22 protein-coding genes are annotated in these 20712 nt (G+C 36.3%); 13 read left to right on the top strand and 9 right to left on the bottom strand.

What is annotated here, in order from left to right; genetic code table 11:
• Positions 1–23: 23 nt before the first annotated feature.
• From fis to prmA, 3 genes are all read right to left on the bottom strand, one after another.
• Positions 24–311 carry a DNA-binding transcriptional regulator Fis gene (gene fis / locus ACPUVN_RS18120; RefSeq protein ID WP_304370349.1) on the bottom strand — a complete coding sequence of 96 codons (288 nt, stop codon included), beginning with the start codon at positions 309–311 and terminating at the stop codon, positions 24–26.
• 16 nt (positions 312–327) lie between these two features.
• Positions 328–1293 (bottom strand): tRNA dihydrouridine synthase DusB, encoded by a 966-nt coding sequence (gene dusB / locus ACPUVN_RS18115; RefSeq protein ID WP_426358915.1) that lies wholly within the window; start codon positions 1291–1293, stop codon positions 328–330.
• A gap of 194 nt (positions 1294–1487) precedes the next feature.
• Complete coding sequence (gene prmA, locus ACPUVN_RS18110) at positions 1488–2369, bottom strand: 50S ribosomal protein L11 methyltransferase (RefSeq protein ID WP_426358916.1); 882 nt, start codon at positions 2367–2369, stop codon at positions 1488–1490.
• A gap of 194 nt (positions 2370–2563) precedes the next feature.
• Between prmA and ACPUVN_RS18105 the strand changes: the two genes are divergently transcribed.
• The 3 genes from ACPUVN_RS18105 (at position 2564) to ACPUVN_RS18095 (ending at position 6784) form a co-directional block, all read left to right on the top strand.
• Positions 2564–3529, top strand: coding sequence for a siroheme synthase (locus ACPUVN_RS18105; protein ID WP_426358917.1), 966 nt, complete (start codon positions 2564–2566; stop codon positions 3527–3529).
• A 122-nt stretch (positions 3530–3651) separates the two neighbouring features.
• Positions 3652–4086, top strand: coding sequence for a hypothetical protein (locus tag ACPUVN_RS18100; protein ID WP_426358918.1), 435 nt, complete (start codon positions 3652–3654; stop codon positions 4084–4086).
• Positions 4087–4933: 847 nt separating this feature from the next.
• Positions 4934–6784, top strand: a complete 1851-nt coding sequence (locus ACPUVN_RS18095; RefSeq protein WP_426358919.1) for an RluA family pseudouridine synthase — start codon at positions 4934–4936, stop codon at positions 6782–6784.
• A gap of 106 nt (positions 6785–6890) precedes the next feature.
• Here ACPUVN_RS18095 and ggt read toward each other — a convergent pair whose 3' ends face one another.
• Entirely contained in the window at positions 6891–8573 is a 1683-nt protein-coding gene (gene ggt, locus ACPUVN_RS18090) for a gamma-glutamyltransferase (RefSeq protein WP_426358920.1), read from the bottom strand.
• Between the two features lie 413 nt (positions 8574–8986).
• Here ggt and ACPUVN_RS18085 point away from each other — a divergent pair, with 413 nt between their 5' ends.
• From ACPUVN_RS18085 to ACPUVN_RS18040, 10 genes are all read left to right on the top strand, one after another.
• A complete protein-coding gene (locus ACPUVN_RS18085) occupies positions 8987–9850 on the top strand; it encodes a kinase (RefSeq protein WP_426369587.1) in 864 nt (287 codons plus the stop codon).
• Between the two features lie 6 nt (positions 9851–9856).
• Complete coding sequence (locus tag ACPUVN_RS18080) at positions 9857–10711, top strand: HAD-IIB family hydrolase (RefSeq protein ID WP_426369586.1); 855 nt, start codon at positions 9857–9859, stop codon at positions 10709–10711.
• Positions 10712–10761: 50 nt separating this feature from the next.
• On the top strand, positions 10762–11994 hold the full coding sequence (locus tag ACPUVN_RS18075) for a glycosyl transferase (protein WP_426358923.1): 1233 nt from the start codon (positions 10762–10764) through the stop codon (positions 11992–11994).
• Positions 11995–12005: 11 nt separating this feature from the next.
• Complete coding sequence (locus ACPUVN_RS18070) at positions 12006–13760, top strand: sugar phosphorylase (RefSeq protein ID WP_426369585.1); 1755 nt, start codon at positions 12006–12008, stop codon at positions 13758–13760.
• A gap of 438 nt (positions 13761–14198) precedes the next feature.
• Positions 14199–14846 (top strand): flavin reductase family protein, encoded by a 648-nt coding sequence (locus ACPUVN_RS18065; RefSeq protein ID WP_426358925.1) that lies wholly within the window; start codon positions 14199–14201, stop codon positions 14844–14846.
• Positions 14843–15268 (top strand): DUF3429 domain-containing protein, encoded by a 426-nt coding sequence (locus tag ACPUVN_RS18060; protein ID WP_426358926.1) that lies wholly within the window; start codon positions 14843–14845, stop codon positions 15266–15268. The genes ACPUVN_RS18065 and ACPUVN_RS18060 overlap by 4 nt, the downstream gene beginning before the upstream one ends.
• A gap of 244 nt (positions 15269–15512) precedes the next feature.
• Positions 15513–16274 (top strand): SDR family NAD(P)-dependent oxidoreductase, encoded by a 762-nt coding sequence (locus tag ACPUVN_RS18055; protein WP_426369584.1) that lies wholly within the window; start codon positions 15513–15515, stop codon positions 16272–16274.
• Between the two features lie 582 nt (positions 16275–16856).
• Positions 16857–17141, top strand: coding sequence for a putative quinol monooxygenase (locus ACPUVN_RS18050; RefSeq protein WP_426358928.1), 285 nt, complete (start codon positions 16857–16859; stop codon positions 17139–17141).
• 4 nt (positions 17142–17145) lie between these two features.
• Entirely contained in the window at positions 17146–17583 is a 438-nt protein-coding gene (locus ACPUVN_RS18045; RefSeq protein ID WP_426358929.1) for a MarR family winged helix-turn-helix transcriptional regulator, read from the top strand.
• 35 nt (positions 17584–17618) lie between these two features.
• A complete protein-coding gene (locus ACPUVN_RS18040; protein WP_426370584.1) occupies positions 17619–17810 on the top strand; it encodes a DUF2798 domain-containing protein in 192 nt (63 codons plus the stop codon).
• Positions 17811–17938: 128 nt separating this feature from the next.
• On the opposite strand, the gene ACPUVN_RS18035 is transcribed toward ACPUVN_RS18040, so the two are convergent.
• The 5 genes from ACPUVN_RS18035 to ACPUVN_RS18015 form a co-directional block, all read right to left on the bottom strand.
• Entirely contained in the window at positions 17939–18154 is a 216-nt protein-coding gene (locus tag ACPUVN_RS18035) for a TIGR02450 family Trp-rich protein (protein ID WP_426369583.1), read from the bottom strand.
• A gap of 131 nt (positions 18155–18285) precedes the next feature.
• Complete coding sequence (locus tag ACPUVN_RS18030; RefSeq protein ID WP_426369582.1) at positions 18286–19278, bottom strand: C-terminal binding protein; 993 nt, start codon at positions 19276–19278, stop codon at positions 18286–18288.
• 198 nt (positions 19279–19476) lie between these two features.
• Entirely contained in the window at positions 19477–19953 is a 477-nt protein-coding gene (locus ACPUVN_RS18025; RefSeq protein WP_426369581.1) for a CIA30 family protein, read from the bottom strand.
• Between the two features lie 4 nt (positions 19954–19957).
• A complete protein-coding gene (locus ACPUVN_RS18020; protein ID WP_426369580.1) occupies positions 19958–20203 on the bottom strand; it encodes a DUF3081 family protein in 246 nt (81 codons plus the stop codon).
• Between the two features lie 33 nt (positions 20204–20236).
• Positions 20237–20488 (bottom strand): DUF6482 family protein, encoded by a 252-nt coding sequence (locus tag ACPUVN_RS18015; RefSeq protein ID WP_426369579.1) that lies wholly within the window; start codon positions 20486–20488, stop codon positions 20237–20239.
• Positions 20489–20712 lie beyond the last annotated feature (224 nt).

The raw sequence follows: 20712 nt of genomic DNA, 5'->3' as shown, positions 1-20712 counted from the left end.
ACAGGCTAAACCTGCCATAATTCTTAGTTCATACCGTATTTTTTTAACTTCTTACGTAAAGTACCACGGTTGATACCTAATAAGTTCGCAGCGCGTGTTTGGTTGCCACGAGTATACTGCATTACTTCTTCAAGCATTGGCGCTTCAATTTCCGATAGTACAAGGTCATACATATCATCTACATCATTACCATTTAACTGAGACAAATAGTTTTTGATCGCTATTTTAGCTTGGATACGTAAAGGCGATGCCTTTGTCTGAGTTTGTAAATCACCAGTAATAAATGGAGAGGAAATATTTTGTTCAAACATAAAGTTGAGACTCTTTCTAAGTTAAATTATCAAAATACAGATCTAATGAGGTGAGCTGTTCATTTACAGACTCTAAACCATTAAAAATAGAACGAAACTGTTTATCTGGATCTCGCGTCTGCATATACCAAGATACGTGCTTACGAGCAAATCTTACGCCCATAAAATCACCATAAAAATTGTGTAAGTCCTTTACATGTCCAGTAATCACCGAACGTACCTCATCCATTGAGGGAGCCGACAAATGTTGACCCGTTGCCAAGAAATGATTAATTTCTCGAAAAATCCAAGGATTACCTTGGGCACCACGACCAACCATAATTGCGTCAGCATTAGTGTATTCTAGTACTTGCTTAGCTCTTTCAACTGTAGTGATATCACCGTTAGCAACTACAGGAATAGAAATTGAAGCTTTAATTGCTTTAATGGTGTCGTATTCTGCTTCGCCTTTATAAAAGTCGTTGCGAGTACGGCCATGAACAGCTAATGATTGAATACCATTGTGTTCAGCAATTTGGGCTATCTCTATTCCATTGCGAGTATTTTCACACCAACCGGTGCGAATTTTAAGTGTTACTGGGATATCAACCGCTTGTACAACCGATTTAATAATCTGCTCTACTAGGCTTGGTTCTTTCAGTAACGCTGAACCCGCTAATTTTTTATTTACCTTTTTAGCTGGGCATCCCATATTAATATCTATAATTTGGGCGCCGTTATCAGCATTAACTTTTGCTGCAAATGCTAATTCGTCTGGATCGGAGCCTGCAATTTGCACAGACCGTATACCTGACTCATTATTACTTACCAGTCGGCGTTTAGACTTTTCTGTATCCCACACTTTAGGGTTTGCGGATACCATTTCTGATACTGCAAGCCCGGCACCCAGTTGACAACAAAGCTGTCTAAAAGGTTGATCTGTAATTCCCGCCATTGGCGCTAAAATCACATTGTTTGGTAATTGGTATGGACCTATCTTCACACTGCTGTTTTTTTGAGCTACTAGTCAAAAGGGCGCTAAGTTTACGTGTTTTTTTTGCGATTGAAAAGGATATAAATTGAACAAAATTGCTTTTTTTTTGCCTTTTTATCATTGACATTTTCTAAAGCACTGATGTGAGTAGTTTTCGTACAATATACAAACAAAAACTACTCACTAATTTATTTCATTCACGCTTATTTTTTAGTACCAGATAAACGAACCCATTCTTCTTTCACTTGAATCGGGTCCATTTTGCACCATTGACCATAAATTTCTTGAAGTGTTTGTGCTTGATCTTCTAAAACACCAGACAATGCAAGTACACCTTGGTTGGCAACAAATTCAATAATAGTAGGTGCTAATTCTCGTAATGGACCAGCTAAAATATTAGCCACTACAACATCAGCTTTAAAGGTAGGTTGATCTACTGGTAAATATAATTCGAGTCTGTCTTCAACATTATTACGTTTTGCATTAGCTAAACTTGCTTGTAATGCTTGTGGATCAATATCAATCCCTATCACTTTAGTTGCGCCTAGCTTTAATGCCGCAAGTGATAATATTCCTGAACCACAACCAAAATCGACAACGGTTTTACCTACAAGGTCTAAACCATCGAGCCATGTTAAACATAAAGCTGTCGTTGGATGTGTGCCTGTACCAAAAGCTAAACCAGGATCTAACATAACATTTACTGCATCAGGTTCTGGTACATCTCTCCAGCTTGGACAAATCCATAAACGCTCGCCAAACTTCATTGGGTGAAAGTTATCCATCCACTCTCTTTCCCAATCTTTATCTTCAAGTTGCTCAAGTTTGTATTTCATCTCATTTTTGTCGGGATGAATACTTTTTAAATAAGAGACTACTTTATCCATGTCATGATTTGCTTCAAACAAGCCCATAACAACCGTCTGATTCCAATAGATCACTTCATCGCCCGGTAAAGGCTCATAAATAGGCGTGTCTTTTTCATCAATAAAGGTAACAGCTTGTGCGCCACTAGCACTTAACCAGTCACTGTATTTTTCAGCGGTTTCTTCATTCGCATTTAATCTAAGCTGTACCCAAGGCATCTTAACTCTCAACTTTTATGTAATTTGATATTTAACTATTGCGCATAGTTTAACACTCTAAGGTTAATACCAATACCACCAAAAGTAATAAATAATAATAAAGCAATCGTTGTAATAAATAAGCTATCAAGCCATCATTAGTTAACATCAAATGCTTAAACCGCTATTACTTAAAAATAACCTAAAGTAGATACATGAAATATTTCCCGATTTTTTTAGATGCTAAATACATCAACGCTATAGTTATTGGGGGTGGCGATGTTGCCGCTCGTAAAATTGAGTTACTGTTAAAAACCACAACAAATATTACCGTTATGTCTGAGCAGTTATCTATTAGTGTGAAGCGCTTGATTGATACTCATAGCCTGCATTGGCTTGAACATAACTATCAAGCAGGACATATTGAAAACGCTAACCTAGTGATTGCCGCCACAGACAATACAGAAGTGAATCAAGCCGTCGCTGCAGAAGCCGCACAATTTAAGTTACTTACCAATGTTGTAGACCAACCTGACCTTTGTACTTATATAACGCCAGCCATTATTGATCGCGATCCAATGTTAATTGCGATGTCGAGTTCAGGTAGTGCACCTATATTGTTAAGAATGTTACGCGAACAAATAGAGAAAACCTTACCTGACGGCTACGGAAAGCTTGCAGACTTTTCGCTTAAGTTTCGAGAACACGTCAAAGCGCGTATTAAAGGTATAAGAAACAGAAGAAGCTTCTGGGAGAAAATATTACGTGGTTCCGTTGGGCAATTAATTCTTGATGGAAAAGATACCGACGCTGAACAACAACTTATTTCAAGTTTGAAAGAAACCATCACGCCTCCTCAAGGTGAAATTGTTTTTATACACACGTTAGATGGTGAACCCGATAATTTAACTTTAAAAGCTCACCGAGAATTACAATTTGCCGATGCGGTGTTCTATGATGAAACCGTTAACATAACACTAATTGAATATGTAAGACGCGACGCGGACAAATACCCTCAGGATATTGCCGCCGCTGTTTTAATTAACTTTCAACATGCATTAGAGTTAGCAGAGCAAGGCCAAAAGGTGATTTATTTATTGTCTGGAAATAATGTCCTTCCTAAAAATGAAGCTTTATTACGTAGTAATATCTCTTATAAAGAGTTAACCAGTGGAGCTTAACTAACTGATAAAATAGTTAATTTACATTTTTGCAACAAAATAATATCAATATATAACAATTAATCATTTTAAGTGTTAAAATTACTCAGTCGTTTTAAATAAATATTAATAAGGGAATACCTATGTTTGATCTTAAAAAAATTATTTCTGCTGCTATCTGTGCAGCTTCTGTTGTAACTCTTTCTGCTTGTAGCGATAACAGCTCTGAAACTAAGCCTACTAAAGCTGAAATGGAAGCTACTGTAACTGAATCAAACGCTTCATTACTTGACGATGCTAAATCTGCTGGTTCTGATGCAATGAACTCAGCTAAAGAAATGGGTTCTGAAGCTATGGATACAGCTAAAGAAAAAGGCGCTGAAGTTATGGATTCAGCTAAAGAAGCTGGTGCTGATGCATTAGAAGCGGGTTCTGACGCAATGGAATCTGCTAAAGAAGCTGGTTCTGAAGCTATGGATTCAGCTAAAGAAAAAGGTGCTGACTTAATGGATGGCGCTAAAGATAAAGCTGCTGAAGCAAAAGCTAAAGCGAAAGCTATGATGTCTGACGAAGGTTAATCTTCGCTCAAGACATTACAGCTAATACATAGCTGTACATTATAATAGAAACGGACTTAGGTCCGTTTTTTTATGCCCTATTTTTGCCTAATGCTGACTTAATATTTAAATAACCTGAGCTCGGCTTAATATATTCTTCTCTAACAGCTAATTTATACCAAACGGATTAATTTATTGAGCAACTTAGAGCTACATTAGCAAGCTGAGAACAAGAAAAATTGATTAAACATAGTTATTCTATATTTTTTTAATTTTGTGATGTTATCAGTTTGCTAATGAGCTCCCGAAGGGCGAGGATTTAAAGGCTCATATGCCGCGTTATTGATTTTGACAAGGTTCCTACATGGATGTAGGACATTAGGGTAACGCAGGAGCAGTTACCGAGAATAACCATTCTCTTCAATCAATGCCTCGCCTACATGGATGTAGGTGCTTAGGTTCAGTCTGGAACTATGAACCTGTGCCTCTAAGCCTTTAAATTCTCGCTAAGTGAGCAATAAATTAATCCGTTTGGTATTACTTGCTTCATCGTTAAATTTACTTGCAATAGGCTAGCTATTGACGCGAAATTTGTCTTGAAGAAAGAAAAACTATCAAGCTAGAGTATAAGTTAAATTTTATGAGTAATAATTTCAATGGATTAAAAACATCTTAAACCGAGTGCAGGTTAAATAGCCTCTTGCTCTAGTGATCTTCAATTCAAGTAACAAATCTCCCTCAGTTAATCATATAAAACATCTACCTCTGCACAAACCTATTCAAACCCGTATAATGTTGCTATTCAGTCTTCTTATATAGTCGACATAAAGACAAATATTTATCACTCCAATTCATCATGGTTAATAGAATGCTTAAAACTGAAAATTGCTTTATCCCTTTCAAAAGTTCGACCGAAAGCTATTCTTTACCTACACGTTTTACCTTCCCGTTTTATTATCAGCCGCACCCTTTATGTGTATTAGCGGCAAAAGAGTTACAAGATTATTTGCTTAGCCAAAATACATGGCAGCATAACTTTGGTTTAGGTCATAACAAAGATGATGCATCAGGCAAAATGTTTGGCGTGTTGTTAGTTGAAAATGATCAAAAAGAAATAGGTTACCTAACTGGCTTTTCAGGAAAGCTTTGTGGCGAATATACCCTGGGACGATTCGTACCTTCTGTACCTGAAACTGAGCAACTCAATAGTTATACTACCGAAGAATGTAATAAAGAACCTAGTGAGAAGACCTCTGAGGTGTTATTTTCACAACAGTTTGATGAAGAACAAGTGGCTATAAACGGTTTAACCGCACACCTCACTAAACTAGAAAGTAATCCACAACTACAAATTTTACAGCATGAACTCACTGGTTTGACTCAAGATTTTCAAGTTGAAGTCACAAAGCATCAAGCCTTAATGACAGTGAATCGAAAAAGTCGAAAGTTACTAAGAGCCGACGCAGAGTTAGCATCAGCTAACAATGCTTTGTCACAAGAAGTGAATGATGAAATTTTAGCACCACTATTTGATAGGCTAGCGAAAGAAAGTGTTAATGATAAAAACCAATTAAAAGCCCTTAAACACCTTTGGCAAGCAAAAATAGAATACGTGCAAAAAGAATTAAACATTCTTGAAAACGAAATAACAGCCCTTAAAGATGAAAGACAAAGGCGTTCTTCGTTTCTGCAAAATCAATTATTTCAACAATATCAAATGGTGAATAAAGCAGCCTGTACTCAATCGCTACAAGATATCTTCAAGCCAACACCTCAACAAATTCCGCCATCAGGTTCAGGTGACTGTGCCGCACCTAAATTAATCCAATATGCTTTTAGAAATAACTTCAAAATATTAGCCATGGCAGAATTCTGGTGGGGAATGTCGCCTAAATCAGAGATCCGACAGCATAAAAATTACTATCCAGCTTGTTCTGGTAAATGTGAGCCTATTCTTAATTGGATGCTTGATGGTATAGAGCAAGACGATAACCCTTTATTAATAAATACCGCACACGCCAAAACCCTTGAAATATTGTATCAAGATGAGGTGATGGCTATTGTGAACAAACCGAATGAATTGCTTTCAGTTCCAGGTAAAAATATTCAAGATTCAGTGCAAACCCGCATTAAACAATTAATTCCTAGTGCTAGCGGTCCTATCATTGTGCATCGATTGGATATGTCTACTTCTGGCTTAATGGTTATTGCATTAACCAAAAGAGCTCATAAGCAATTACAAAAGCAATTTATAGAAAGAAGTGTGAAAAAAAGATATGTCGCTCTGTTAGAAGAAAAGTTAGCTGGTATTTCAGATAATGTTAAATATGAAGCTATTCAATCAGAAAGTACTGAACGTAATAATAATGACCTTGAATATAAAACTACCAAAGGCGAAATCACTTTACCTCTAATAGGCGACTTTTATAATCGCCCTCGACAGCTAGTTTGTGAAGAAAGCGGTAAGCCTGCTCACACTACTTGGGAATTCATTGAGCATATAGATAACAAAACCAAGTTATATTTATCTCCTAAAACGGGTCGCACTCATCAATTAAGAGTCCACTGCGCACATCCTCTAGGTTTAAACATACCTATTTTAGGTGATGATTTATATGGTAATAAATCGACGCGTTTACATCTTCATGCTGAAAGTATTAGCTTGCGTCACCCTATAACTAAAGAAGAAATATCATTCCACTGCCCTGCTGAGTTTTAATATAAATTCACTCTTTAGTTTATAATGGATAATAAAAAACCAGCTAACTACTAGCTGGTTTTTTAATGAGTTATTCTTTATTTAATCAGAAACCTTTATCAAAATCTTAAAAGACTCTTGATACACCTCTATGTCGGCTTTTAGCTTCTGAAGCAGCTGTCACTTTATTATCGTGTTGAATGATTATTTGCACATCACCAAACGATTGCTCTTTCGTTGTGTAACCCATGTCATGTAATTGTTTAATCACTTTGTCATCAATTCCAGGATAATGAGCGATAACATTTTTAGGCCATAGTTGATGATGAAATCTAGGTCCGTTAGCCGCTTCTGTCGCGGTCATATTAAATTCAACGGCATTTAAGATTGACTGATACACAGATGAAATTATCGTAGTTCCACCTGGTGAGCCTGTCACTAATTCAACTACACCATCTTTTAATAAAATGGTTGGCGACATTGAAGATAGCATGCGTTTGTCTGGCTGAATTTCATTTGCTACACCACCTAACGCACCAAATATATTAGCAACGCCTGGCTTAACACTAAAATCATCCATTTCGTCATTTAAAATAAAACCTGCACCTTCAACAATTACTCCACTACCAAAGGTATAGTTGATGGTAGTTGTGTTAGAAACAGCGTTACCCCATTTATCAAGAATTGAGAAATGCGTAGTATCCATGCTTTCTTTTAAGCCTGGTTTAATAGCTTCTGTAACCGATATTTTATCGATTGAAATATCTGCTGCACGTTTTTCAAGATACGTTTGATCCAATAATTTTGCTTGTGGTACTGCATAGAAATCGGGATCACCTAAATATTCAGCTCTATCGGCAAAAACACGCTTCCCAACTTCCGATAATAAATGAATATATTCTGTAGAGTTATAAGCAAGCGCCTGATCTTGCTTAACTCCTTCATTCTTAACAAGGTTAGCCTTCACCACATCATACATAGTTAACCACTGCAGTACGGCAATACCACCTGAACTTGGAGGTGGAGCCGTTACTACATCGTAGCCGCGCCATTTTTTTTGAATCGGTTTACGCCACTTAATACGGTAATTATCTAAATCTTTTTCAGTAATAATGCCACCGTGCTCTGCCATAAAGTTACTAATAGTTTTAGCTGTTTTACCTTTATAGAAACCATCACGACCTTGTTTGGCAATAAGTTTTAAGGTTGCTGCTAACTCAGGTTGTTTAAATGTTTTTCCCATTTCTGCCGATGAAAAATATTGTGCAAAATTGACATGAATATCTTCTTCCTTAAAGCTCTCGATACGCCAATCTATCGCTTCTTTTAACGTACGATGAACAATAAAACCATCTTCAGCCAGCATAACAGCTGGAGCAAGCAGCTCTTGCCATGATTTAGTGCCATACTTTTTATGCGCTTGCCACATACCTTCTACAGTACCTGGAATACCTGCCGATAAAATACCGTACAAAGACAAATTAGGTATTACATCCTTATTTTCGTCAAGGTACATATCTTTATGAGCTGCCGCTGGTGCTACTTCACGATAATCAAGAAAGTCAGTTGCTCCATCTTTATAAATCGTCATAAAGCCACCACCACCAATATTGCCAGCTTCAGGTAAAGTTACCGCTAAAACAAATTGTGCAGCAATAGCCGCATCAATCGCATTACCACCACTTTGTAATATTTGTTGGGCTGTATCTGCACTATAGCTATCTGGCATAGCAACTGCCGACTTCATATTCCCAGCTATTGAAGCGTGCGTAAAAGCTAAGGTAACAATAAATATTATGAATTTTTTCAAGAACTTTCCTTACTATAATTTATGATGACCTTGTTTTTAGATTACTGTTTATTATTACAAACAAATTAATCGCTTAGAAAAGTCATCATTAGCGTTTGAGGGATAGTGTTAATCATTTTATAGTTAAATACCTATACTCAACTATAAAAGCATAAGTCACTTTATACCGATAAATACGTCGAGTAAACAATTCCCATATAACGTCATTTTACGCACCAAAAAGTAGCAAATGATAAAGAAGCGTTAATACTATGCACCTATAAATAGTTCGCCATTTATAACTGCACTATTTTAAACCCATATATTTCATGACTTTATATTTACATGCAATAATTCCAATCAATTGGCATAAGAGTTGTAGGTATAAATATTGAGAAGACAGATGAGTAAAAATAAATATGCTTTCAACTTTCATGGAAAAAAACAGATTACCTGAATCATTTAAACTTTTGATCAATAAAAGTTACTTGCCTCTGGCTGAACGAATATTTACTCAATACCAAAATCAAGGTGCGCCTTATTTTGTTGGTATTAACGGTTGCCAAGGAAGCGGTAAATCAACCCTGTCTGATTACATTTGTTATCACTTATCAGAAACTTATAACCTCAATATTGTTGTAATGTCGCTAGACGACTTTTATTTGTCGCGCGATGCTCGAAGTAAACTCGCTGAAAACGTTCATCCTCTACTTAAAACCCGTGGTGTTCCAGGCACACACAACACAACATTACTTAAAGCGGTTTTAGATAAAGTAAAAAACCGTGAGAGTGACTTTTCTATCCCTAGGTTCAACAAAGCAACCGACGATCCTTACAGCGAAGATCAGTGGCAACACATAGAAAAACCTATCGACATTCTAATATTAGAGGGTTGGTGCTGGGGCGTTATTGCACAAACAGATGAACAATTAGTAGAACCGATTAACGCGCTTGAACAAAAAAAAGATGAAAACGCTGTTTGGCGTAGCTATGTTAACAGCGAGCTATTAAATCATTATCAGCCTCTGTATCAATATTTCGATTTTTGGGCTGCCTTGCAAGTACCGTCATTTAATAGTGTTTATCGATGGCGCTTAGAGCAAGAGCAAAAATTAATTAAAACACTGTCTCCTACCGATCTGCAGTCTAATGTAATGAATGAAGAGCAAATTTTAAATTTCATTCAATATTTTCAGCGATTAACAACTCACGGCATGCAAACGCTACCTGTGCTCGCTCAAGCCATTTATTACTTAGATGATAACCGCAGTATTACCAAGTGTGTTGAAAAGGATTAATCACGTATGACCAAACAGATACTTATTTTTAGTGATTTAGATGGAACATTAATGGATCACTATACTTACAAAAGCACAGAAGCCTTACCTGTAATAAAACAGCTCAACTCAGCTAACGTGCCGATTGTATTAACTACAAGTAAAACCATTGATGAAGTAAAAGCGATACAAAGCGATTTACACATTAATGATGCGTTAATTGTTGAAAATGGTGCTGCTATTTTTCTTCCAAAAGCACTTTTTAAAACACAGCCGAAAGACACAAATAGTGAAGGTGATTATTGGGTGAAGTCTTTTTGCCCACCTCGCCAGCACTGGTTAGATATTATTAAAAAAGCACCAACAAACTTTGCCAGCTTATATAAAGGATTTTCTACGTTAACGATTAAAGAACTTGCCGAGATTACAGGATTAACAGTAGAAGCCGCTGAACTTGCGAAAAATAGACACTTTGGTGAACCTATTCATTGGATGGGTGATGAAAGTAGCAAACTCGCTTTTATTGAATACCTTGAAACGGCAGGTGCAACTATATTACATGGCGGACGTTTTTTTCATGTAAGTGGTGAAAGCGACAAAGGTCGTGCCCTTAATTGGTTAACTCAATATTACAAAGAAACCTTTCAGTTCAATAACATTTCATCTATTGCCTTAGGCGACGGTAAAAATGATATTGCCATGCTAGAAGCGGCAGATTATGCCGTACAAATTCGTTCTCCTGTGCACGATTTTCCTGAGCTTAAAAAGCACATAAACGTTATACAAACAGAATCTTATGGTCCTGCAGGCTGGGCTGAAGCATTACATCAAATATTACCTGAACCACTACCTATGCAAGTGTGTCCTGCCAATATTTTATAAAAATAAACTTATTCTAAAATTTAATTATCATCCTAACCAAGAGGTATATCATGGCTGACTTTTATCAAAATGGCGTTGTAACTACATTACACAACTTAGCGCAGAGAACTCCTGAGGATATGGAAGCGGAATTAGAAGAGTTTTCTAAAACTCGTCCGCTAGGACTAATTTTACCGTCTCTTTTTTCAGAATTAGAAGGCAAAGCCTTACCAGACATCATCAATAAAATAAAAGATGTTAAATACTTATCTGAAATTGTAATTGGCTTAGATAGAGCTGATTTAGCACAATATAAGCATGCATTATCTTTCTTCGGACAATTACCTCAACATCATCGCGTGTTATGGAATGACGGTCCAAGATTACAAGCACTTGATGCTAAATTACAAAAACTAGGTCTAGCACCAAAAGAACTAGGTAAAGGTAGAAATGTTTGGTACTGCATGGGCTACATCCTTGCTTCAGGTAAAGCTGAATCAGTTGCACTACATGATTGTGACATTCTTACCTACGAAAAAGACTTACTAACTCGCTTACTTTATCCTGTGGCTAACCCGACGTTTAACTACTCTTTCTCGAAAGGTTTTTATGCACGTGTTGCTGACGGAAAAATTAATGGTCGTGTATCAAGACTACTTGTTACGCCATTAATCAAAGCATTAAAGAAAACCGTTGGTCATTGTGATTATCTAGAATACATGGACAGCTTTTTGTATCCGTTAGCAGGTGAGTTCTCATTCAAAAAAGACGTACTAAGAGATATCCGCATTCCAAGTGATTGGGGATTAGAGATTGGTGTACTTTCAGAAATGTACCGTAACTATTCGTCTAACCATGTTTGTCAGGTAGACATCGCGACAACTTATGATCATAAACATCAAGACTTATCATTAGATAACACCAGCGGTGGTTTATCTAAAATGTCTATCGACATCAGTAAAGCCTTTATACGTAAACTTGCTACAGAAGGTGAAACCTTTACCACTGAGAAGTTTAGAACACTTAAAGCAACTTACTACAGAATCGCATTAGATTACGTTGAAACTTACCGTCATGACGCATTAATGAATGGTTTAAAATTAGATCTACATAGCGAAGAAAAAGCTGTAGAAATGTTTGCTGAAAACATACTTGAAGCGGGTCACACATTCTTAGAGCAACCAATGGAAACACCTTTCATACCGTCTTGGAACCGTGTGATCAGTGCAATGCCTGATGTGCTAGCCCAAATCAAAGAAGCAGTAGAAGCCGATCATCAAGAATTCAGCGAAATGTTAAAATAGGAACAGTATTTATGGCAACACCATACGAACAATTATTAGGTAAATTAACACAGCAGCTAGACGTTATTTATAAAGATATAAATCTTCAGCAAACCACAGAAAAGTTAGCGCAACAGTTGGCACTTCTGATGAACTTGCATGATGATTGTTCTGCGGTGACGCCTTTTACCAACCAATGGTCTGAAGAAGATGTAATTTTAATTACCTACGGCGACAGCATAGTTAAAGACGACGAAGTACCATTAAAAACCTTACGTCGTTTTATTAACGCTAATATGAACGAAACAGTAAACAGCGTTCATATTCTGCCATTTTTTCCATACAGCTCAGACGATGGCTTTTCGATCATTGACTATTCAACCGTTAACCAATCACTTGGCGATTGGGAAGACGTTAAAGCAATAGCTAAAGAACGCCATCTCATGTCTGACTTAGTAATAAACCATTGCTCAAGCAGAAGCTTTTGGTTTGAAAACTTTATTAAAGGTGAAGGTGAAGGTCACGACTTTTTCTTCACAGCCCCAGCAGACACCGATACCTCTGATGTAGTACGTCCGCGTACTTCGCCATTGTTTAGAGAAGTGAATACTCCTTCAGGTGAGCAATCAGTGTGGTGCACCTTTAGTCACGATCAAGTAGATTTTGACTTCAGAAATCCAGAAGTGCTTAAAGCTTTTGTTATCATTATTCGACAATATTTAGACATGGGCGTTAAAATATTTAGATTTGATGCTATCGCTTTCTTATGGAAAATAGCAGGAACATCATGTATCAACTTGCCAGAAACTCATGAGGTTGTTCGTTTACTTAGAACCTTAATTGAGCACGCCAAGCATGATGCAATTATTATTACTGAAACTAATATTCCTAATCCACAAAACCTGACTTACTTTGGTAATGCTAACGAAGCACACGCTATTTATAACTTTTCGTTACCGCCATTACTGATCAACACCTTATTAACAGGTAATTGTTTATACCTAAAACGTTGGTTAATGAGTATGCCACCAGCACAAGATGGCACGACTTACTTTAACTTTATCGCCTCTCATGACGGCGTAGGGTTAAGACCTGTTGAAGGTTTATTAAGTGACGAAGAAACTAACGCATTAGTTAAAACTATTGAAGGCTTTGGTGGAAAAATATCTTGTAGGACCACTGAAGATGGTACGCAAAAACCTTATGAAATGAATATTTCTTTGTTTGATGCGATGCAAGGTACAACAGAAGGTAAAGACGAATTCAACATGGTTCGTTTTGTATGTGCACATGCCATTATGTTCGCGTTAGAAGGTATTCCAGGTATATATATCCATAGTATGTTGGGTACACAAAACGACTATAAAAAGATTGAAGATACAGGAAGTAACCGTTCAATCAACCGTCATCGCTGGAAAGATGATTTGCTTGTAGACGCATTACAAGATGACACTAAACATCACGCTAATGTACTAGCTACACTTAATAAGTTATTAGCGATAAGAATAAAACAACCTGCTTTTCACCCAAATGCTACCCAATTTACATTGCATTTAGGTTTACAATTTTTTGGTTTTTGGCGTCAAAGCCAAGACAGAAAACAAAGCATATTCTGTATTAGTAATGTTACAGACAAGCCATTATCACTACCATTAAGTGAACTTAACTTGATTGTGAATAATAGCTGGTATGAATTAATTAGCGGCGAAGAAATAACTGACTTAACACAAGAAATAGAGTTAGCACCGTATCAAAGTGTTTGGATTGCGAATACACGCGGTAAGTAAACACTACTTATATAAACTCTAGGTTATCGATATTAGTTATATCTGTACTGCGGTTGTTCATTCGACTGTAGTGCAGGTTACCTCATCCTTTATAAGCACGCTCTATAAACACTCCTCTATAAGTAAAGTCTCTTTACACATACACTTTAGAATCAACTATCGATAACACACTCCAATATAGCTCGTTTCTTATAAGTACGTTATCTACTAAGTAAACTTTCTATAAAAAAACAGCCTAAACACGCATATCTTTCATTATATATCCATTATTTTAATTCTTTATTTATCAATAACTAACCTAGTTTTTTAAGCTCAGAAAGTAATAAACCTTCCACTTTTTAGATCCTTTAAGCAACTTATCTCGTATTGGACAGTATAAGAAGTTAATAGGGGTAAGGTATTTCACTTAAACAATATAATGCTGATGATTTGAAATCGATGCCACAGAAGTATCGAGCAAAATTCATCAATAGTTTATCGGGGTTTAAAAGCGCTAACCTTATTGGTTCGCAAAACCTGAGTGGTCAAAGCAACTTAGCTATTTTCAGCTCTGTTGTTCATTTAGGTGCATCGCCAGCATTAGTGGGTTTTATCATGCGACCAGATAATGGCGATAGACATACTCTTAATAACATTATAAATACAAAGCAATACACGATTAACCAAGTATCAACCGACTTCTATCGCAAAGCGCATCAAAGTTCAGCTCGCTATACACAAGAAGAAAGTGAGTTTACACAGTCAGGTTTAACTGAACAGTATATTAACGATGTAAGCGCACCTTTCGTTAAAGAAAGTCGCTTAAAATACGCCTTAACTTTACAAGAAATTGTGCCTATCGCACTCAATAATACTCAGCTTATTATTGGGGAAATCTCTCATATTCTTTGTGAAGACAAGGTTATTCAAGAAGATGGTCACATTGATATAGAAGCCTTAAAAACTGCCTGTATCTCTGGGCTTGATAGTTACCATAACACCACACGCCTTTCACGTTTAAGTTATGCCAAGCCAGATAAAATCATTACCGACTTACCTGTAAACGGCTCTCCTACAAACTCAATAAGAGAGGAGCAATCACAATGAAAACATATAAAATATTAGGTTATGCAGGGGTCATCCCTTTCATCATTTTCTTATCGTTATTTCAATACCCTGTAAATGATATATTCATCGATCCACTACAGGGATTTACTTTTTATAGCGCCATAATTTTTAGCTTTATTGCGGGTTCATTATGGCGTTCAGATAACTCAGCAAGTAATCTAAATGCTCAAATTATCAGTAATATTCTCTGTTTATATGCATTTGTCTGTTTATTTTTATCAACATTTTACGCCTTATTATTTTTATCTTTTGGTTACTTCATTCTATTTGTTGCGGAATATTTGATCACCAACGTACAAGAAGATACTCCAGCTGAAACCCAAAGCTATTTACGAATGAGGTTAGTACTCACTCTTGTCGTTAACCTTCTGCACTCAATTGCTATCGTTTTATTAATATAAATCAACATTAACTCATTCATTAAGAGTTAACCGCTGCTCGCTGAATACCCAGTAAAAAATAAAAGCTGATCCTCAAAGATCAGACATGAATAGGAAGAGGAACCTTAGAGGCTCCACTGTAGTTCCTTGTCATTAATAATTGGCTCAAGGCATTTATTTAATAAAGCCAAATTGAGCCGCCCTATTTCTAACTTTTAACCCATATTTTGGTACAGGTAATACACCTATATGGGAGGAATTTACCATGAAAAATCAAACCATAGTGATCATCGGAGCCAATAGCGAAATTGCTAAAGCTCTGTCACTACAAGTTATTGCAGGCGCGAAAAACAATGATAATACTCAGCTTATTGTTATCAGTCGTGAACTTGAGTTTTATCAGCAAGAAAGCTTTCTTCAATTACCATCAGCTTGCTTAAACACCATTAATGTTAATAGTTACGAAGAATCTGAGATTAACCTAGCGGTGAAAAAAATAGATTTAATCGCCATGTTTGAAATAACTCAAATATATATTTGTCATGGGCTTTTACATAATGAGCAACTTCAGCCAGAAAAACGTTTAGAAGATTTTTCGCCTGAAGCTTTTACTAAAATATTAACCGTAAATACCATCACACCTATGTTATGGCTGAAAAATCTAACACCTATACTCAGCGATAAAGGAGATTGTAAAATAGTAGTATTTACTGCGAGAGTTGGAAGTATAAGTGATAACAGATTAGGTGGCTGGTATAGCTATCGCTCTTCGAAAGCTGCGATGAATATGCTGCTAACTTCTACCGCTGTGGAATTAGCCAGAAGAGCGAAAAACATCAAGCTGATCTCTTTCCACCCAGGCACTACCGACAGCCCTCTTTCAAAACCTTTTCAGAAGAATGTGCCTAAAGGTAAGTTATTTACAAGCCAATTTGTTGCTAAGCAATTATTAAACATCGTTGAACATACTCAACTAGATGGCAAAGCAAGTTATTTAGATTGGGAAGGAAAATCAATACCTTGGTAGAGGGAAGTTAATCGTTATTAAGAAGTAAGATTACATGTTGTGACTATTTCGAAAAGAATACATTTACCAAATCATTAACTAACTAAAACCTCAAAATTAAGACTTATTAGCTTATAAAGAACTTCCTCAATATAATTATGGAGGAAGTTCTATTCTAAGTTTTGTTTAAGCTGCGCTGATAGTTGAGCAAATTTCTTGATCTCTTAATCCGAAATGTTTTTTATCATGCGATTAAAGGCTTGGCTTTCAACATTTTTAAACAGAGTCATAATTTCACTGCCTTTAATAGATAACACTAAAAGCTGGCTGCGTTTATCTTTGTCCCTGTCTTCTTTTTCAATAAGCTATATCCTCCCAACCCTTTGATAAATAAATTAATCAATACTTTATCTCGTCCCATAAAGACAGCTAAAAGTACATTTTAGTGATAACTGTGAGTATAAGAAATATAGACTTTACGCCAGCGCTTACTGGAATCAAAAGCGATAACTCATGTGCATGAATTGACATTAACCACAAATTAGTTATCATGGTAACTAATTTGTGGTTTTAATGATCTATTACCTACGAGGAAGTATCAATATGCACTGTGTCTTTGCAACTATCACCCCAAAAGCAGAATATTTTGAGTCGGCTAAAGCAGCTATATTATCTATCCTTGATGAAACTCGTCATGAAACAGGCTGCATTCAATTTGATATTCATACCAACACTGACCAAACTGAATTATTTCTTTATGAACAATGGGTTAACGAATCAGCTTTACAATTACATTACCTGCAAGATTATACTCAGAAAGTATTCGTCGCGTACGAAACTTGGTTAGAGAAACCTGTAGATATTGTTGCTATGAATCACTTAGGCTAATTACATGTTTTTCTTAAAAGAGTTACCCACTCAAGCAATGATAACGCGCTATAGTGATGAATTTTGTCCTGATCAAAGTCAGAAAATAGCTCAACGGCTTGAAGGTCTGAGGGAATATAGTTCACTTATACGAAAGCTAGACGATTACTTTGCATCACATGGCTTATCTCAATTACGCTTTTTAATACTCATGGCAATTGATCGTGAGTTAGATCGTGAGTGGCTTTACGCATCAGAATTAGTGAGTCGGTTAGATGTATCTAAACCCGTATTAAGTCGTGCTGTTAAAAAGTTAGTTGAAGATGCTTTGTTATGCGCAACAAAAGATGAAGACGATGGCAGAGCGGTAACTTTAGCACTAACAAAAAAAAGCGAAGTTCTGTTAAAATCAATATTGTCAGGCTATTTTGATATATTAACTACCTCCCCAAATTTGGAGTAAAACTTTTGTCGTACCGTTTAGTATTTTCACTGTTAATGTCTTTTGTATTATGTTTTTTGATGACCGTATGGGTAACTTTCATTAATTTAGGACTGGTTGATGGTTTTCTCATTAGTTGGGCTCGAGCTTTCTTATTTGCTTGGCCTGTGGCGTGGCTTATCTCGTTTTCATTAGGACCTAAAATTGAAGCTGTAGCTCAGAAGTTATGTAAGCAAAATGGGCAATAGGCGTTTTGTTCTATCCGATTATCAAAGCTCTCTAAACAAGTGTGTATCAAACAGGTATTCACTAACAAGAAAGATGAATAAAACGGGTATCTTCATCAAAGTAACTTAAATGCTCCAAGGTAACTTAACTACTTCCAGCCTATTTTCCAACACTCACTATTTTTTAAATCGCGCCAGTTGATTGAATATTCATTTTTAGACATAACGGCTTCAATTTTACATTCAACAATACGCTGTTCGTCATCCATCTCAAGTTGAGTTACTACAAAATGCTTTTCTTTATTCTCAACTTCAACTTTAGTCCACTTACTGTGAAGCAACGCTTTTGGGCTGACTTTATTCATATTTACCTCTAATAGTTAACACAACAAACTCGAAAAACATTCATCACTCACAAGATTACAACTACAAACAATTTAGTTTGTAGTTGCCTTTCAATAATCACTTTCTATATATCTTTGTACCTTTACTAGCTTTATTCGTAATAGTCAGATTGCTTACCGCGAGGTTGGTTTCTCGCTTGTTCAGGTATTCCGCCATTAAGTACGCGAATAACTTCTTCACTGGCACGAACACGTAATTCTTCAAGTGATGCATCAGACGAGAAAGCCACGTGCGGCGTAACAATAGTATTAGGATGATCACGTAACTCAGCAGGAACATTAGGCTCATCTTCTAAAACATCAAGTCCTACAGATGAAAGTCTACCGCTCGCTAAAGCATTAATTACCGCATTCGTATCAACCACACCACCTCGGCTAACATTAATTAATAATCCGCCTGGTTTAATGCGGTCTAAAATATTTTGATCAATTAACTGATGCGTTTGTGGTGTAAGTGGCGTTTGTACAATCAGTACATCACTACGTTCAGCCATGGTTTCAAGATCACAAAACTCTATATCATCTTCATCAGGAGAGCGATCTACAGCTAATAATTCACAACCGAAAGGTCTTAATTTACTTGCGGTACGTTGACCGATTCGACCATAACCTAAAATACCAACAGTTAGGTTAGCTACACGCAATAACTTAGCGCCAGCAGGTTCCCAAACACCTTCGCTTACTTTCTTGTTAAAAGGCACTAAACCTCGAGCCCAAGAAAGTAACATTGCTACTGTATGATCAGATACTTCTTCAACACAGTAATCAGGCACATTGGTTACCCAAATCCCTAGTTCAGTACATACGTCAACGGCTAGGTTATCTAGCCCTACACCTAAGCGTGCCGCTAGTTTTAAATGAGGAACACTGCGAATAGCTTTTTCAGTGACAGGTGCCCAACAAAACAATACAACATCAGGTTGATGCTCTAACATAAGCGCTTCAATCACTTCTGCTGAGGCAGGAGCTGATGGCCCAGAAACCACTTTATAGCCAGCACCTTCTAAAATACTTTTTTCAATATCGAGATCAGGCCAAGCGTAATCAGTAATTAATACAACAGGTTGTTTTTCGGTTGCAGTCATCAGCAACATTCCTTTTAATTTATTTCGCAGGTAGCTTGCACTGCGGTAACGGAAATTTAATTGAACTCATAATGAAGTACAGATTTAAGTATAAATCTCTTTTAAGTGATGAATTCTATTTGATTAAGTCAGACAAAAATAGCAGATGAAAGCAAAATGTCGCAGAAAACATCTGTTGTTACAAAACAAAGGGAAGTTTTATATAAATTCGATGGAGTAAATGTTTAAAGAAAAGTGGCTTGGTTGTTTAGCTGATAACAGAAAGCCAACATGGGTAATAGTAGAAGCCTTTAATAAAGGGGCATTACTGATAATTAGTCCTCTAAATGATGCTTCAAAATCAGATAATTTGAATGTGTGATTTGTTACTGTATCAATGCTTGTATCAAAGTTAATTTTATAAGCCAGTTCGTAGCCCATAACTTGCGTTCTAACACGTAATTGATAAGGTTTTTCATCGCCTTTAATAGCAATAGTGACTGACTTTATAGACTCAGATAATCCAGAGAGCTTTTTAAATACACTACTAAACCCACCTGAATTTTCAGTAGATAAAAAGCCTGAAAAAGTTACAGTATTATCTTCAACAAAAGTATGACCTTTTGATAGCCCGCCCATCACACTGTCGTTAGTGATCAGCCAGTCGTCGCTATTATTTAAGGTATGTAAAGGCAAGATTTTATAACTCTGATTCCATTTTTTCGATCAAAGCGATGAACTCTTCTCGTGTTGGATCTTTTTCATAGTCGTAAGCAAATTTACCATGAAAATATAAGCTCATAGTCAGCTCTTTATAACCTAGGTAGCAGGTATATCCGTCAAAGTCGTGCCAAGCCGATAATTCGCCCAAAACGTACTTATCGCCCTGTTTCTCACCATTTGTAACGATATGATTATAAACATTAAGATGGAGGGTTAAATTCATATTAACTTTTCCTTTAGTTAAAGTTGCACTATTTTATAATGATACAGTTTCATGCGTAACTTTGGATGTTGGTAAACCGCACATCTCGTCGTAAGGAGTTTGTAAGGTTAACTGAGCTTCTAACATATCATTATCACGTAACAATTGCTTTGCCGATGACAAAGAGTTACATATTACAACATCGCCCAAAACGGGTAAGGCAGTAAAATTATCATCAACATCGGTTCCGCCTACTAAGTAATGTGTTGCTTCAGCTACACTTATGATTGTTGGTTTAAAATACATAATAAATTCCTCATATTAATTGAAATAAATACTGTGTTTTCTGTTTTCATTAGCTCAATACGTTGGAAAAAACTTTTTGGTTTAAATTAAATCATCATTTTATCGATATATTTAAGATTTGGAGCACTTTATAGATGAAATGCTGGCAGTATAAAAAGGTAAAATGTTGGAATATTAAAAAAATTGTGAGCTAAACTTACTTTTACATCGTATTGATTTATATA

The organism is Pseudocolwellia antarctica (assembly GCF_049933045.1).
Classification (GTDB): domain Bacteria; phylum Pseudomonadota; class Gammaproteobacteria; order Enterobacterales; family Alteromonadaceae; genus Pseudocolwellia.
The sequence above is the reverse complement of the archived record's forward strand: the minus strand, read 5'-3'. Positions and strand labels throughout refer to the sequence as shown.

Coding starts and splice junctions, on each gene's coding strand:
- ACPUVN_RS18095 (WP_426358919.1), top strand. CDS start 4,934: ATGCTTAAAACTGAAAATTGCTTTATCCCTTTCAAAAGTTCGACCGAA.
- ACPUVN_RS18035 (WP_426369583.1), bottom strand. CDS start 18,154: ATGAATAAAGTCAGCCCAAAAGCGTTGCTTCACAGTAAGTGGACTAAA.
- ACPUVN_RS18065 (WP_426358925.1), top strand. CDS start 14,199: ATGCCACAGAAGTATCGAGCAAAATTCATCAATAGTTTATCGGGGTTT.
- ACPUVN_RS18050 (WP_426358928.1), top strand. CDS start 16,857: ATGCACTGTGTCTTTGCAACTATCACCCCAAAAGCAGAATATTTTGAG.
- ACPUVN_RS18015 (WP_426369579.1), bottom strand. CDS start 20,488: ATGTATTTTAAACCAACAATCATAAGTGTAGCTGAAGCAACACATTAC.
- ACPUVN_RS18055 (WP_426369584.1), top strand. CDS start 15,513: ATGAAAAATCAAACCATAGTGATCATCGGAGCCAATAGCGAAATTGCT.
- ACPUVN_RS18030 (WP_426369582.1), bottom strand. CDS start 19,278: ATGACTGCAACCGAAAAACAACCTGTTGTATTAATTACTGATTACGCT.
- fis (WP_304370349.1), bottom strand. CDS start 311: ATGTTTGAACAAAATATTTCCTCTCCATTTATTACTGGTGATTTACAA.
- ACPUVN_RS18060 (WP_426358926.1), top strand. CDS start 14,843: ATGAAAACATATAAAATATTAGGTTATGCAGGGGTCATCCCTTTCATC.
- ACPUVN_RS18080 (WP_426369586.1), top strand. CDS start 9,857: ATGACCAAACAGATACTTATTTTTAGTGATTTAGATGGAACATTAATG.
- ACPUVN_RS18070 (WP_426369585.1), top strand. CDS start 12,006: ATGGCAACACCATACGAACAATTATTAGGTAAATTAACACAGCAGCTA.
- prmA (WP_426358916.1), bottom strand. CDS start 2,369: ATGCCTTGGGTACAGCTTAGATTAAATGCGAATGAAGAAACCGCTGAA.
- ACPUVN_RS18100 (WP_426358918.1), top strand. CDS start 3,652: ATGTTTGATCTTAAAAAAATTATTTCTGCTGCTATCTGTGCAGCTTCT.
- ACPUVN_RS18085 (WP_426369587.1), top strand. CDS start 8,987: ATGGAAAAAAACAGATTACCTGAATCATTTAAACTTTTGATCAATAAA.
- ACPUVN_RS18040 (WP_426370584.1), top strand. CDS start 17,619: ATGTCTTTTGTATTATGTTTTTTGATGACCGTATGGGTAACTTTCATT.
- ACPUVN_RS18045 (WP_426358929.1), top strand. CDS start 17,146: ATGTTTTTCTTAAAAGAGTTACCCACTCAAGCAATGATAACGCGCTAT.
- ACPUVN_RS18020 (WP_426369580.1), bottom strand. CDS start 20,203: ATGAATTTAACCCTCCATCTTAATGTTTATAATCATATCGTTACAAAT.
- ACPUVN_RS18075 (WP_426358923.1), top strand. CDS start 10,762: ATGGCTGACTTTTATCAAAATGGCGTTGTAACTACATTACACAACTTA.
- ACPUVN_RS18105 (WP_426358917.1), top strand. CDS start 2,564: ATGAAATATTTCCCGATTTTTTTAGATGCTAAATACATCAACGCTATA.